Consider the following 16,013-nt stretch of genomic DNA (forward strand, 5'->3'; position numbering starts at 1 on the left):
ATGCGTCATCAGCGATAAAATCAGATAAGTCGTCAGGCTCCGGTTGTTCGGGCGCTGGCTCATCTGCATCAGTCTGCGGCACATCAGATTCGTTCAGCGCTGCAAGTTCATCAAATTCAGGTAATGCGTCATCAGCGATAAAATCAGATAAGTCGTCAGGCTCCGGTTGTTCGGGCGCTGGCTCATCTGCATCAGTCTGCGGCACATCAGATTCGTTCAGCGCTGCAAGTTCATCGAATTCAGGTAATGCGTCATCATCAATGAAATCAGATAAGTCGTCAGGCTCCGGTTGTTCGGGCGCTGGCTCATCTGCATCAGTCTGCGGCACATCAGATTCGTTCAGCGCTGCAAGTTCATCAAATTCAGGTAATGCGTCATCATCAATGAAATCAGATAAGTCGTCAGGCTCCGGTTGCCCGGGCGCGGCTTCTGCTTGCGTTGCTTCCGGCTCGATGGGTTGCTCAGCATCGATATCGGTTTCAGGAGTATCATCGGCTGCGACAGGAGTCTCTGCTGCGGACGATTCCGGTTCCTCGCTTGGCTGCGCTTCAGATACTGAATTAACCTCAGCCGTTAGATCTGAATCGCTTTGTTCTGGCTCATCGGTATCATCCTGAACTACATCGGACTCATCCAGTGCCGCTGTTTCATCGAATTCAGGCAACGCATCATCCGCGATAAAATCAGATAAGTCGTCAGGCTCCGGTTGCTCGGGCGCGGCTTCTGCTTGCGTTGCTTCCGGCTCGATGGATTGCTCAGCATCGATGTCGGTTTCAGGGGCATCATCAGCCGCGACAGGACTCTCTGCTGTGGATGATTCCGGTGTCTCGCTTGGCTGCGCTTCAGATGCTGAATCAACCTCACCCGTTAGATCTGAATCGCTTTGTTCTGGCTCATCGGTGTCATCCTGAACTGTATCAGACTCATCCAATGCCGCCGTTTCATCGAATTCAGGCAACGCATCATCCGCGATAAAATCAGATAAGTCATCAGGCTCCGGTTGCTCGGTCGCGGCTTCTGCTTGCGTCGCTTCCGGCTCGATGGTTTGCTCAGCATCGATGTCGGTTTCAGGGGTATCATCGGCCTCGACAGGACTCTCTGCTGTGGATGATTCCGGCTGTGCTTCAAGTGCTGAATCAGCCTCAGGCGTTAGATTTGAATCGCTTTGGACTGGTTCATCGGTATCATCCTGAACTGCATCAGACTCATCCAATGCCGCCGTTTCATCGAATTCAGGCAACACATCATCCGCGATAAAATCAGATAAGTCATCAGGCTCCGGTTGCTCGGTCGCAGCTTCTGCTTGCGTCGCTTCCGGCTCGATGGATTGCTCAGCATCGATGTCGGTTTCAGGGGCCTCATCAGCCGCGACAGGACTCTCTGCTGTGGATGATTCCGGTGTCTCACTTGGCTGCGCTTCAGATGCTGAATCAACCTCAGCCGTTAGATCTGAATCGCTTTGTTCTGGCTCATCGGTATCATCCTGAACTACATCGGACTCATCCAATGCCGCCGTTTCATCGAATTCAGGCAACGCATCATCATCGATAAAATCAGATAAGTCGTCAGGCTCCGGTTGCTCGGGCGCGGCTTCTGCTTGCGTTGCTTCCGGCTCGATGGTTTGCTCAGCATCGATGTCGGCTTCAGGGGCATCATCGGCCGCGACAGGAGTCTCAGCTGTGGACGATTCCGGTGTCTCGCTTGGCTGTGCTTCAGATACTGAATCAACCTCAGGCGTTAGATCTGAATCGCTTTGGACTGGCTCATCGGTATCATCCTGAACTGCATCAGACTCATCCAATGCCGCTGTTTCATCGAATTCAGGTAATGCGTCATCATCGATAAAATCAGATAAGTCATCAGGCTCCGGTTGCTCGGGCGCGGCTTCTGCTTGCATCGCTTCCGGCTCGATGGTTTGCTCAGTATCGATGTCGGCTTCAGGGGTATCATCGGCTGCGATAGGAGTCTCTGCTGTGGATGATTCCGGTGTCTCGCTTGGCTGCGCTTCAGATGCTGAATCAGCCTCAGGCGTTAGCTCTGAGTCACTTTGGACTGGTTCATCATCATCCTGAACTGCATCGGACTCATTCAGTACAGCCGGTTCATCAGCGTCGCTCAGGGCTGCCAGCTCATCTAACTCAGACAGTTCAGATGTTGTGACGTCCTCGTCATCTGTGGTCGATGAAGGAGACGGTTCTGGCTCTTCTTCTGGCTCTTCAGTCAGATCCCAATCCGTATCTTGCGGCACTCCAAATTCATTCGCTGGAACAGGCTCATCTTCATCAACCTGATCACTTCCTTCAATTTCTGGGTTGAAATCAAAATCGTCAGAGCCCTCTTCCGCATCGGCTGAAGCAGGTGCTTCAAAATCAACTTCATCTAATAATGGGTCTTTATCCGGTGCAGAACTTATCAGATCATCAATAAACCCTTCACGGTTAAAATCGTCATCTTCCTCGGCACTATGCTGTTCAATTTCTAGTAATTCATCAAATAACTCGGTTCCGTCATCAATCGGAGTCGTATCTTCATCCAGCTCAGTATCGGCATCGAAGTCTTCATCAAGATCAAAGGTTTCAAAATCAAACGTATCATCACTATCATCCGCTAAATCTAAGCCGCCCAGATCTTCTAATTCTTTATCCCAATTAAGCTCATCGTCATCTAAATCATCCGATTCATCCAATAGCTCATCCAGCAATGCGGTACTTTCATCTGTAGCACTTTCTGTTTCATCTTCAGATGTCTCTGGTACATCGAATGCTTCATCTAAAAATGAATCATCCTGACTATTGGCTTCTAACTGCTCCAAGTCGGCCTGTTGTTCGATACTGTCAAATAAAGCTTCCAGATCGCTATCAGAAGCAACCCCGGCATTTCCCAGATCGAATTCATCATCTTGTTCTCCGGCCAGCAGGTCATCGAGCATCGACTGATCAAGATCATCCGTTTCCAAATCATCTTCAAGTCCATCACCATCCAGCAGTGCTTCAATATCGTCCTGAGACATACCAATCTGATCGTCACCGGAAAGATCGAAATCTTCATGTTCAGCTGGCTCTTCATCGTCAGAAGCGAGAGATGCATCCTCAAGCGCGCGCTCCATCTCTTCCAGACCAACAGCTTTATCTTCACCGTTAACACTGATGCCATTCGGCCCTTCAGAGAAGTCACTATCAAGATCAGTATCGACTAAATCACCATCGTCATCGATGCTGGCAAACAGATCTTCCTCACTTTCATCCCCCAGATCCAAATCAAGATCAACATCATCCAGTTCTGCAAACACATCATCTGTATCTGCTTCGTCCTGAGTCTCATTTTCTTCGGCTTCAGGGTTTGTCGTACTGAAGAGATCATCGTCAAGTGACAAATCGTCGAGTTCATCATCACCACCATAAGCGGTATCTCCGATACTAACCGGTTTATCACTCACATCCTTCGGCTCAGTTGCCACATCAGATTGTGTATCTGATGATTTTTTCCGGCCAACCAACCACATAACCAGTAGAGCGATAAGTAATCCGGGAATCAGAGCGAGAGCTCCCACCGCCCATCCGTTGGACAACAGCTTGTCTAGTGATGTAGGCGCCATCCGCTCAGCCTCAGCACGCTTGAGGCGCTCTTCAGCCAGTAACTTTTCAACTTCAGTACGGACTTTGTTCTCATCACCCAGTTCATTCTTCAGATCACTCACTTCTGCCTGAACTTTTGACAACATGAGTGTTAAACGATGGTTTTTTTCTTCAAGCGCCAGAATTTCTGAGTCTGCACCTGTCGCATCTGATGATGAGAATGACAACACTGACTGTGGCGCTTCTGTCTGAGCGGGTTGCTCTGACGGGATAATTTTTTCTGCCGGTGGGCTCTCTTGCTGCGGTTCAGCCTGTTGTGTAGGCTTTGTATCAGGTTGTGTTGCCGGTGGTGTTTCGGCTTTAGCAGACACAGGTTCTGCCGGTTTCACAGTGCGTGAACCTGCCGTAGAGGCCGAGCCCGTTGATGCAAGACGACTGGCCTGATCTAACCGTTGCTGATGAGCCTGCATGACCCGCGTTGCTTCTTCTGTGGTGACACTGCGAATCTGAACGAGTGATGGAATGCGTAAGCGGCTTCCCGGAATTAAACTGTGTATATTCTGTTGTTCAAACGATTCAGGATTTAACTGATAGAGTGCAAGCAGCGTTTGCTGAACGGTCACTTGATTTGACGGTCGGAGTTTTGAGGCAATCGACCATAGTGTTTCTGTTTCGGAAGTGGGGCCATAAAATTTTGAAGGCTCATTATTTGACTGTGCAGCAGAAGACCTCACCGCTTCACTGTATTGGGGTGATGACTGCACCTGACCTGTCGGCCCAAGCAGACGAATACCTTCTGCATGAACAAGAAAAATCTGACCCACGGCTGCTATTGTAAGAGGTAACAACAGACGTTTTAAAAATTGACGCATATAAAGCTCAGCTATGTGCTTAGGTAATAGTGAATTCAATAATCTGTTAAATATATCGGATTACACCAGCAAAACTATAGGTTATCCGGAAAAAAACTGTTTTGCCTACAATAATTGCGCGCATCTCACACATTTTCCACTTTTCTGGGTCACTCAGAGCCCCTCACATATCCAAACAGCATCGGATAAAATCAGTTATTCTCTTCACAAGACCATGATTTGAACAGTAAAAAAGCCAGCAATTTGCTGGCTTTTTATTACTCATCAAAGTCAATCAGGCCGCTTCAATTTTCGCCCATGTATCTCTTAAACCGACAGTCCGGTTAAACACTAATGATTCAGGAGAAGAATCTCGGTTATCGACACAAAAATAACCTAAGCGTTCAAACTGATAACCGAATTCTGGTTGTGCTTCGGTTAAACTCGCTTCCACAAAACCGTGCTTACGAATCAGAGAATCAGGATTTAAAACTTGAGTAAAATCTTCCTCTGCTGCCGGGTTAGCAACCGAGAAGAGTCGATCATACAGTCGGAATTCAGCGGGAACACCTTGACTGACGGAAACCCAGTGAATAACACCTTTAACTTTGCGGCCATCTGCTGGGTTTTTCCCCAAGGTATCAGGGTCATAAGTACAGTAAATGGTTGTGATTTCACCAGCGCTGTCTTTTTCAATCCGTTCCGCTTTAATCACATAAGCGCCACGTAAACGGACTTCTTTACCCAACACAAGGCGTTTATATTTCTTGTTCGCTTCTTCACGAAAATCTTCACGCTCAATCCAAACTTCCCGGCTAAAGGCAACTTGGCGACTTCCCATCTCAGGCTGGTTCGGATGGTTGGCAACGTCCAGCATTTCCACCGTATCAGCAGCATAATTTTCAATCACAATTTTGACGGGATCCAATACTGCCATTGCTCTGGGCGCATTTTCATTCAGGTCATCACGAATACAGGATTCCAACGAACCAAATTCAATCATATTGTCTTGCTTCGTCACACCGATGCGTTTACAGAACTCGCGAATCGATGCCGGTGTAAACCCGCGCCGACGCAGACCAGAAATGGTCGGCATCCGTGGGTCATCCCACCCTGAAACCAACTGTTCAGACACCAATTGATTGAGTTTGCGCTTCGACATCACCGTATATTCAAGATTTAAACGGCTGAATTCATACTGTCTCGGATGGCAGGGAACCGTAATATTATCCAATACCCAATCATACAATCGTCGGTTATCCTGAAACTCTAGCGTACACAGCGAGTGAGTAATCCCTTCCAATGCATCCGAAATACAGTGAGTAAAATCGTACATCGGATAAATACACCATTGATTACCTGTCTGGTGATGCTCGGCAAAACGGACTCGGTATAAAACCGGATCACGCAAGACGATAAAAGAAGAAGCCATATCGATTTTGGCACGTAAACAGGCTTCACCTTCCTGAAAGCCACCACTGCGCATTTTTTCAAACAACGCGAGATTTTCTTCAACACTGCGATCACGGTAAGGACTTTCTTTGCCCGGCTGAGTCAAGGTTCCCCGGTACTCACGGATTTGTTCCGGTGTCAGTTCTTCAACGTAAGCCAGACCTTTCTCAATCAACTCAACTGCATAACGATACAGTTGATCAAAATAATCAGAGGAATAACATACCTCGCCAGCCCATTGAAAACCTAACCAGTTGACGTCTTTTTTAATCGACTCAACATATTCGATGTTCTCTTTTTCTGGATTTGTATCATCAAAACGTAAGTTACACTGGCCCTGATAATCCTGAGCAATACCGAAATTCAAACAAATTGATTTCGCATGTCCGATATGAAGATAGCCGTTCGGCTCCGGTGGGAATCGGGTATGCACACTGGTATGTTTGCCTTCAGCCAAATCTTTATCAATAATCTGACGGATAAAGTTCGATGGACGAGCCTCAGCTTCACTCATCTATAACACCTCAATAATTTTGTATTCTCAGGACCGTGACTCATCTGCTGGAATCCAGACAAGTACACCATGAATAATTTTGCTGTTAGGATATAAAAATTAACACCCCTAATGATCCACAATTCTTTGTGATTACACAATATGATTCCGGGATATTCTTCAGATTATTTCCTGAGATCGATCATTTTACATCGATAAAACGGTATTTCTGACTTTTACTGCGGGATTGCACATCAAGAGCGCCATCATAATTCGCATTTATATTCAGCAAATCTTGCGAAAAAGTAGACTGGGATGGCAAAAGATTAGTGACCAATGCCACAGCTCCTACAGCTGCGGCTGGAGAGGACTTTATTTTTAGCGATAAGGCAGTATATTACCGCTTTGGCAGGATATTCTGGACTCAGTCAGACAAGAGACTGCCTTAAACACCAGCCATCACCGTACAAATAAACTCAGTAAATGTACGCCGTCTGCCGGTATAGCGAAAAGTACCGTAGACATCACGTAACCAAATCGACACAATAAATATAGTAGCAATGTGGGCAGGCTATCATCGATAAAAAATTTTACAATCCGATGACAAGATTAAAAAATGGGCAACACGAGCAGCATAAGCAATGAATGATACGCAAAAAGGTAATGTAGATTTAGTCAAACAACTTAATAGTGCCGCTGTGTATCGGCTCATCGATCAACAGGGTCCGATCTCTCGCATTCAGGTTGCAGATATCAGTCAGTTAGCACCTGCCAGTGTCACAAAGATCACCCGTCAACTGTTGGAAAAAGGCCTCATTAAAGAAGTGGCACAACAGGCCTCGACCGGTGGGCGCCGGGCTATTTCTCTTGAAACTGAAGTGCTTCCGTTTCATTCCGTCGCTGTCAGACTAGGTCGCGACTATATTCAGATCAGTCTTTATGATCTGGGCGGCAACGAAATTGTTTCCGATTATCATGAGTTTCAATATCTGCATCAAAAAGAACTGATCGAAGGATTACTGCATTACATTCGTCATTTTATCCGGGAAAAACAGGCTTATATTCAACAACTGATTGCCATTGGGGTGGTTCTCCCCGGGCTGGTTAATCCAGAAACAGGCGTGGTTGAATACATGCACAATGTCGATGTCGATGAACTCGCAATGGGAGATATCATCAAAGATCACTTTGGCGTCGAATGTTTCATCGGCAATGATATCCGGGGGCTCGCCCTCGCAGAACATTATTTTGGTTCAAGTCAGGATTGTCAGGATTCGATTTTGATTAGTGTCGGCCGGGGAACAGGAGCCGGGATGATCGTCAATGGCCGGATTTTTCTCGGATTTAACCGCAACGTCGGAGAAATCGGGCATATTCAGATCGATCCTCTGGGTGCCCAGTGCCAATGCGGTAATTTCGGCTGTCTGGAAACAGTGGCATCAAACCCTGCAATCGTGAAGCGGGTCAGACAGTTTCTTGACCAGGGCTATCAGTCAACGCTGGCTGAACTGGAACAGATTACGATTAACGATATTTGCGATCATGCCAATCAGGGCGATGAACTGGCACGTCAGACCCTGATAAAAGTGGGTGACCATTTAGGTAAGGCCGTTGCCATTACCGTCAACTTGTTTAATCCGCAAAAAATTATCATTGCCGGGGATATAACTACAGCACAAGATCTGATTTTTCCGGCTATCGAACGCAATGTGCAGAATCAATCGCTGAAAGCATTCTATAAAAACCTCCCGATTGTGGCCTCACAAGTTTATAAGCAGCCGCCGATTGCCGCTTTTGCCATGATCAAACGAGCCATGTTAAATGGTGTTTTACTCCAAAAACTTCTTGAAGAGTAATCACTGTATTGATGCGCCAAGGTAACCAATCCGGTTGCCTTGGTCGATTTCCCCCTCCCCGACTCCCGATATCAACCGACCAATATTGAACAAATAACAACCACAACACATCATAAATTAGAAATAATTTAATCAAATAACGAAATAAATAAATTAAATTCACCTTAAGTGCACTTTTAATAGAAACCGATACAGACAAGGGTTGTCTTTTCTGAAAAAAGTGGCACATTAACAACCAAAGCAGAAAATCATAAGGGAATGAGTATGTGTTCTATATTTGGCATCTTAGATATAAAAAGCGATGCATCGAAGCTACGGCCGCTGGCATTGGAAATGTCCAAAAAACTTCGTCACCGTGGTCCGGACTGGTCGGGTATTTATGCATCGGATCATGCAATTCTGGCACATGAAAGACTGGCCATCGTGGGCCTGAATAGTGGTGCTCAGCCAATCTACAGCCCGAATAAAAAACATATACTCGCCGTCAATGGTGAAATCTATAACCACAAAGAAATCAGAGCCCGTTACGAAGGCAAGTATGATTTCCAGACCGATTCTGACTGTGAAGTCATTCTGGCTCTTTATCAGGAGATGGGCGCTGATTTACTTGAAGAACTCAACGGCATCTTCGCTTTTATTCTGTACGATGAGGAAAAAAACCAGTATTTGGTTGGTCGTGATCACATTGGTATCATCCCGCTCTATCAAGGCACCGATGAACATGGAAACTACTATATCGCCTCAGAAATGAAAGCGTTGGTTCCGGTCTGTAAAACGATTAGTGAATTTCCTCCGGGCTGCTATTACGGTTCCACCGATCAAGAACCCGTTCGCTACTATATGCGAGACTGGAACGACTATAGTGCCGTTGAAGATAATGTCACCGATAAAGCGCAACTGACCGAAGCCTTGGAAGCCGCGGTTAAGCGGCAACTGATGACCGACGTTCCTTACGGCGTACTGTTATCCGGTGGGTTGGATTCATCGATTACTTCAGCTATCGCGAAACGCTTCGCTGCGATGCGGATTGAAGATGATGAACAATCAGCAGCTTGGTGGCCTCAGTTACACTCATTTGCAATTGGTCTGGAAGGTGCACCGGATCTCAAAGCCGCCCGGGAAGTTGCGACTAAAATCGGCACGGTTCACCATGAGATGACCTATACCATTCAGGAAGGTCTGGATGCGATTCGTGATGTCATTTACCACATCGAAACATATGATGTAACAACCATCCGTGCATCAACACCAATGTTTTTGATGGGGCGAAAAATCAAAGCGATGGGGATTAAAATGGTGCTTTCCGGTGAAGGTGCTGATGAAATTTTCGGGGGATATCTTTATTTCCACAAAGCTCCGAACGCCCGTGAGTTCCATGAGGAAACCGTTCGTAAGCTACTGGCGTTAAATATGTTCGACTGTGCACGCGCCAACAAATCTCTGGCCGCTTGGGGTGTTGAAGGACGCGTCCCATTCTTAGATAAAGAGTTTATCGATATTGCTATGCGTCTAAACCCGAAAGATAAGATGTGCGGCAACGGCAAAATGGAAAAACATATCTTGCGTGAATGCTTTGAACACTACCTGCCTGATTCCATTGCCTGGCGGCAGAAAGAACAGTTTTCAGATGGTGTCGGCTATGGCTGGATTGATACCCTCAAAGCAGTCGCAGAAGAAAAAATCACCGACCAGCAGATGGAAACAGCGCAGTTCCGCTTCCCTTACAACACACCGACAACCAAAGAAGGTTATGTATACCGGGAAATTTTTGAGGAGCTATTCCCGCTGGAATCAGCAGCAAAATGTGTACCGGGAGGCCCATCCGTTGCCTGTTCATCAGCAAAAGCCATTGAATGGGACGAATCGTTTAAAAACTGTATTGACCCATCCGGGCGCGCTGTGAAAAACGTTCATCAGGAAGCTTATTAAGCTTTGATTCAAAACGAGTTATCACAAAAAAACAGCAGGAGATATCCTGCTGTTTTTATTGAATCGTAATCGCACATACCTGCTTAAAAACGGTCATTGAATGAGACCGTTCGTTAAGACAGTTCCAGATCCCGGTTATCGAAGCTCATCGCAACCGTCTGACTAATCATTTTCACCAGCATGATCGAACGCTTTTCTCCATCAGCTTCCTGATAGATCGCTTCAATTCCGGCAAATTGTCCGCCTTTCACCCGAATCACCTGCCCGCGTTGTGGCATACTCTGTTGCAGGGACTGAGAGTCAGACTCCAACGCTTTTAAATACTCAACCAACTCAGCGCTGACTTGCTTCGGATGTTGCCCGAAACGAATGAAATCAGTCACACCTCTTGTCGAACGGACAGAAACAAAACTGGGACCAATTTCATAGTCAAAATGGACAAACATATAAGAAGGAAACAGCGGCTCAAGCAACGTCTGCTTTTTTCCCCGAAGAATTTTCTCGACTTTAATTTCAGGGTAATAACACTCAACGCCCTGGTTTTCCAAATGGCATTTGGCTCGTTGCTGCTCTCCACGCTTACAATACAGTAAATACCATTGTTTCATATTCTGACAACCATTTTTCTCCCTCATATATAAACCCTAGCAACAGTTTTACAGAAGGTACATGTATAAACACTTATTCATGTTTGTTTGTCGAATGTTTCACCAATTCGGCGAATAAAGACACATAGGTATCTGAATCGTTCAGACAGCCAATGAAGTTGTAAACCTCTCCACCAGCATGCAGAAAAGTCTCTTTGCCCTCTTGCGCGATTTCTTCCAGCGTTTCCAGACAATCCACCGCGAATGCCGGAGAAATGATGTCCAGGTTCTTGATACCATTCCGGGGAAGATTTTCTAATGTCTTATCGGTATAAGGTTGCAACCACACTTCTTTGCCGAAACGGGATTGATACGCTGTACCGATTTGATGTGTCTCTAATCCCAGTTCAGCAGCAAGTAGCCGGGTTGTCTCAATACAATGCTGTGGATAAACATCACCGTTATCTGCATAGCGCTGCGGAATGCCATGATAGGAACAGAGCAGGTAATCTCCCCGCCCATGCGTTTCCCAAGACTGCCGGACTTTTTCAGCGAGTGCCCGGATATACAGAGGATGATGATAATGATCGCGAATGATATGCAGTTCAGGGACAACCGGAAATGACTTCAATGCATTGGCGACGGCGTCATAAACCGCTGCTGTCGTGGTTCCTGAGTATTGCGGATAAAGCGGTAATACCGTCACAGATTCAACCTGCTGTGCCATTAAACGTTGCAATCCATCCCGAACACTTGGCTGACCGTAGGTCATCCCAACCTCAACCGGCATATCAAGCAATTTCGCCAATTTATCGCGCTGGCGCATTGAGTACACCATTAACGGTGAGCCACCATCCATCCAGATTTGTTGGTATAACCGCGCAACTTTCGGTGAACGAATGGGTAGAATGACTCCGTGTAATAACGGACGCCAGACCCAAGGAGAAAGATCAATAACACGCGAGTCAGAAAGGAATTCAGCCAAAAATGCTTTCACCGCGGCTGGTGTTGCTGCTGCCGGTGTTCCCAAATTCACTAACAGTACACCTTGTTTTTTTGCTGGATATATCACGTCAGATTTCACCTATTCAGTCAAATAATCATCAACAATACTACAGGCTATACTCTATCACGATTTTTAGCGAGAGCAGCGACTGGATAAAAAAATCCAGAGCCTCGAAAGACTCTGGATTTTTATCTGTCAAGCTATCCCGTTATCCCGTTATCGATGACTATCAGTCAGCGATAAATCAGAGGGGATCATCCTAATGCTTTTTCAATATCGGCACTTACTTGCGCAACTTGTTTCGTCCCATCCAATTTCAGATATTGGGTTTTCCCTGCTGCCGCTTCTTTGCTGTAGTACTCAATCAGTGGTGCCGTCTGTTCATGATACACAGCCAGACGTGAACGAACGGTTTCTTCTTTGTCGTCATCACGAATCACCAGATCTTCACCGGTCACATCATCTTTCCCTTCAACTTTGGGCGGGTTATATACCACATGATAAGTCCGGCCTGAGGCCAGGTGAGCCCGACGGCCAGCCATGCGCTCTACAATCACTTTATCTGCCACATCGAACTCGATCACGTAATCAATCTCAATCCCCATTGCTTTCAGACCATCCGCTTGCGGAATTGTCCGGGGAAAACCATCAAGCAAGAAACCTTTCTCACAATCAGGTTGAGCAATACGTTCTTGAATCAATCCCAGAATAATATCATCAGAAACTAACTGACCAGCATCGATAACTGCTTTGGCTTGCTTACCAAGTTCAGTGCCGGCTTTAATTGCAGCACGAAGCATGTCACCGGTAGAAATTTGTGGAATCCCATATTTCTCCATAATGAACTGAGCTTGTGTCCCTTTACCTGCACCTGGAGCACCCAGAAGAATGATGCGCATGTTTAATCCTCTTTAGAAAATGATGAATTATACCGAAACTCACTGCATTCGTGTTATCACGGAAAGTTTCGGTATAAGCGTGAAATTCAAGTCATCAGACCATTCAATAGGCGAGCAAAATACACGCCTTCCCCAAGACATTCAAGTCTGCGATTCTATCATAAGGATTCATTTGTGAACGTCAGGTACGACTAAAGATTAATAGTTATCTGAAGATCTGTGACAAATATGATACAAAATATCAATTATTTTCATCAACTTACATCAATGAAAAAAATAAGCCCGCATTACGGGCTTATTCAATAGCAAAGAACTTATTGAACCTTAGTCAAGAGCCGGTTAACCGCACTCAGGAATTGAGCAGGATCTTCCATAGAGCCTCTTTCTGCCAGCATCGCCTGACCTAACAGAATCTCAACCCAACGGCCAAACTGTTCTTCATCAGGCTCATCTGCCATTTTCTTAACCAGATCATGTTCCGGGTTCAACTCCAGAATATATTTCACTTCCGGCGCAGCCTGACCCGCAGCTTCTAATAACTTCGCCATTTGTGTGCCGATTTCATAATCATCGGTCACAACAACCGCAGGTGTTGAAGCAAGTTTAAAGGTTGTACGGACTTCTTTGACGCGATCCCCTAAATAAGACTGTGTTCTCTCAACAACGGTCTTGAATGCTTCTTCAGTCTCTTTATGTTTTTCTTTCTCAGCTTCGTTCTCGAACTGGCTCAAATCAAGCCCGGCTTTAGTGATGGACTGGAACTGTTTGCCGTCAAACTCAGTCAGATAGTTCATCAGCCATTCATCAATGCGGTCATACATCAGAATGACTTCAATACCTTTCGACTTAAACTGTTCTAAGTGAGGGCTATTCTTCGCTGCCGCATAGCTATCGGCTGTCAGGTAATAGATCTTATCCTGACCTTCTTTCATCCGCTCAACATATGCTTTCAGCGCAACATTCTGCTCGGAACTGTCGGTGTGTGTTGAGGCGAATCGTAGTAAACCGGCAATTTTCTCACGATTTGAAAAATCTTCAGCAGGCCCTTCTTTCATCACCAGACCAAATTCTTTCCAGAATGTCTGGTACTTTTCTTCATCGCTGGACATCCGCTCCAGCATCGATAATACGCGCTTGGTACATGCACTACGCAGTGACTGAGTCACTTTATTATCCTGCAAAATTTCACGGGATACGTTCAGCGGCAAGTCATTTGAATCAATCAAACCACGGACAAAACGCAGATAAGAAGGCATAAACTGAGAAGCATCATCCATAATGAACACGCGCTGGACATAGAGCTTCAAACCGCTTTTATGATCACGGTTCATCATGTCCCACGGAGCTTTAGAAGGGATATACAGCAAACTGGTATAATCATTTTTCCCTTCAACTTTGTTATGACTCCAGACTAACGGATCAGCAAAGTCATGTGACACATGTTTGTAAAACGCTTTGTACTCTTCTTCACTGATTTCAGATTTAGGTTGTGTCCACAGCGCTTCTGCTTTATTGACTTTTTCCCACTCAGTCTCCCCGGTCTCCTTGCCTTCTTCATCGGTTTTTGCCGTTTGAATATAAACCGGAATACCAATATGGTCAGAATACTTGGAAACCAGTTCTTTCAGACGCCATTCAGATAAGAACTCTTCACCCTCTTCACGCAGGTGCAGGATAATATCAGTACCACGATTCTCCTTATGAATCGTTTCCAGTGTATATTCCCCTTCTCCCTGAGAGTGCCATAAAACCCCTTCATCCGCAGAAAGGTTGGCGTCACGAGTCCGGACAGTGACGGCATCAGCAACAATGAAAGCTGAATAGAAACCGACACCAAATTGACCAATTAACTGTGAGTCTTTGACTTGATCATCAGATAGTTTGGAAAAAAACTCTTTTGTTCCGGATTTCGCAATCGTCCCGAGGTTATCAATCACACTGTCCCGGCTCATCCCGATACCATTGTCTGATATCGTTAGCGTCTTCGCTTCTTTATCGAAAGACAGACGCACGGCAAGGTCAGCATCGCCTTGATAGAGTTCAGGCTGAGACAGCGCCTGAAAGCGTAACTTATCAGCCGCATCAGATGCATTAGAGATCAATTCCCGTAAAAATATCTCTTTATTTGAATAAAGAGAATGGATCATCAGGTTCAGCAACTGCTTTACTTCTGACTGAAAACCACGAGTTTCTTTGTTGTTTGTAATCGTTTCGCTCATACTAGCTCCATGACTTAATGCATTCATACCGATTCATAAGGTATACAAATATTCTTGCTTGCTAGTAAAATATGGGTCATGACAGTGAATTCAAGGTTAGCCAACCTAAAAACAGTGTTTTTTTCTAAAAATTTTATTATCCTGTGCTCAAGAAATCTCAATATATCTAAATGGAACTAAGCAAATTTAACTCGTCCTTAACTCAGACATTGAGATAATCACTAAACAAATCGTCAGTATTCAATACATAAAAAGAAGACATTGATGAATACCATAAGCTCAAAGTTCATCCTGGCTGAACGTTTTACATTCGTTCCCAACAATAACTCATTAGTCGATAAAGAAAACGATAATGAGACGATTCGGCTAGGCAGTAACGAAAGTAGAATTCTGTTGATGCTTGCCCAGCACCCCAATGAGGTCATTCGTCGTAATGAACTTCATGATTTTGTGTGGCGTAAGCAAGGCTTTGAAGTCGATGATTCTAGTCTCACACAAGCAATCTCGACACTCAGAAAAATGCTGAATGACTCCACCAAGTCACCACGCTATATCAAAACCGTACCTAAGCGCGGTTATCAGCTGATCGCCAGTGTAGAACCGCTTCCTGCGGCTAATCAGGGTGCATCCGATAAAGATGAGCCTCAGGCTCAGTCAGAGGAATCGCTGACACTTCAGGAAGAAGCATTAATTGAATCGGCTCATGCTGTCGCTGAGTTTGAAAAGAATTCACTTGATGTGGTTTCCGCTCAGGAAACGGTAACGACAACGCAGCCACCTGCTCAAAAGATGAGCTGGAAAACAAAGCTGTGTTTCCTGATTGCATTTATTTTACCCATCATTGCAGTTACATATAATGGACCAACTCACTCTCAGTTTCGTAATTTAACAGTGATTGATGACATCCCGGTTAACACCCCAAAAAATCATCCTGATTTGAATTCATGGTTGCCATCAATCGAACTCTGTGTGAAAAAATACCGGGCAGCACATTCGTCGGAGGCGCCGCCGAGTCAGGTGATCGCCACCAACGGCCAAGACAACAAAATGATATTGAACTATATCTATCCTATTGAAAATAGTGATAAAAATGTCACCTTGAATATTGTTGTCAACCAAGAGGATCTTACGAAGGTATGCCAGTGA

At 45.4% G+C, this 16,013-nt stretch carries 9 protein-coding genes; 3 read left to right on the forward strand and 6 right to left on the reverse strand.

The window, feature by feature from the left end; genetic code table 11:
• On the reverse strand, positions 1-4,447 hold a 4,447-nt coding region (locus VR7878_RS01230), incomplete at its 3' end, for a FimV/HubP family polar landmark protein (RefSeq protein WP_077332670.1).
• Positions 4,448-4,721: 274 nt separating this feature from the next.
• Complete coding sequence (gene glnS / locus VR7878_RS01235) at positions 4,722-6,392, reverse strand: glutamine--tRNA ligase (protein WP_077332672.1); 1,671 nt, start codon at positions 6,390-6,392, stop codon at positions 4,722-4,724.
• A 620-nt stretch (positions 6,393-7,012) separates the two neighbouring features.
• Between glnS and nagC the strand changes: the two genes are divergently transcribed.
• Positions 7,013-8,227 (forward strand): DNA-binding transcriptional regulator NagC, encoded by a 1,215-nt coding sequence (nagC, locus tag VR7878_RS01240; protein ID WP_077332674.1) that lies wholly within the window; start codon positions 7,013-7,015, stop codon positions 8,225-8,227.
• Between the two features lie 264 nt (positions 8,228-8,491).
• Positions 8,492-10,156, forward strand: a complete 1,665-nt coding sequence (gene asnB, locus VR7878_RS01245) for an asparagine synthase B (RefSeq protein ID WP_077332676.1) — start codon at positions 8,492-8,494, stop codon at positions 10,154-10,156.
• Between the two features lie 113 nt (positions 10,157-10,269).
• Here asnB and rfaH read toward each other — a convergent pair whose 3' ends face one another.
• The 4 genes from rfaH to htpG all read right to left on the reverse strand — a co-directional run bounded on the left by rfaH (position 10,270) and on the right by htpG (position 14,867).
• Entirely contained in the window at positions 10,270-10,764 is a 495-nt protein-coding gene (rfaH, locus tag VR7878_RS01250; RefSeq protein ID WP_077332677.1) for a transcription/translation regulatory transformer protein RfaH, read from the reverse strand.
• A gap of 73 nt (positions 10,765-10,837) precedes the next feature.
• The gene (hemH, locus tag VR7878_RS01255) at positions 10,838-11,812 is read right to left on the reverse strand and encodes a ferrochelatase (RefSeq protein WP_077332838.1); all 975 of its coding nucleotides are present in this window, start codon (positions 11,810-11,812) and stop codon (positions 10,838-10,840) included.
• Between the two features lie 191 nt (positions 11,813-12,003).
• Positions 12,004-12,648, reverse strand: coding sequence for an adenylate kinase (gene adk, locus VR7878_RS01260; RefSeq protein WP_077332679.1), 645 nt, complete (start codon positions 12,646-12,648; stop codon positions 12,004-12,006).
• A 314-nt stretch (positions 12,649-12,962) separates the two neighbouring features.
• Positions 12,963-14,867, reverse strand: a complete 1,905-nt coding sequence (gene htpG / locus VR7878_RS01265) for a molecular chaperone HtpG (protein WP_077332681.1) — start codon at positions 14,865-14,867, stop codon at positions 12,963-12,965.
• A 264-nt stretch (positions 14,868-15,131) separates the two neighbouring features.
• Between htpG and VR7878_RS01270 the strand changes: the two genes are divergently transcribed.
• Positions 15,132-16,013 (forward strand): transcriptional regulator, encoded by an 882-nt coding sequence (locus VR7878_RS01270; RefSeq protein ID WP_077332683.1) that lies wholly within the window; start codon positions 15,132-15,134, stop codon positions 16,011-16,013.

Origin of the sequence: Vibrio ruber DSM 16370 (assembly GCF_900163965.1) — a bacterium.
In the GTDB taxonomy this organism is placed as follows: domain Bacteria; phylum Pseudomonadota; class Gammaproteobacteria; order Enterobacterales; family Vibrionaceae; genus Vibrio; species Vibrio ruber.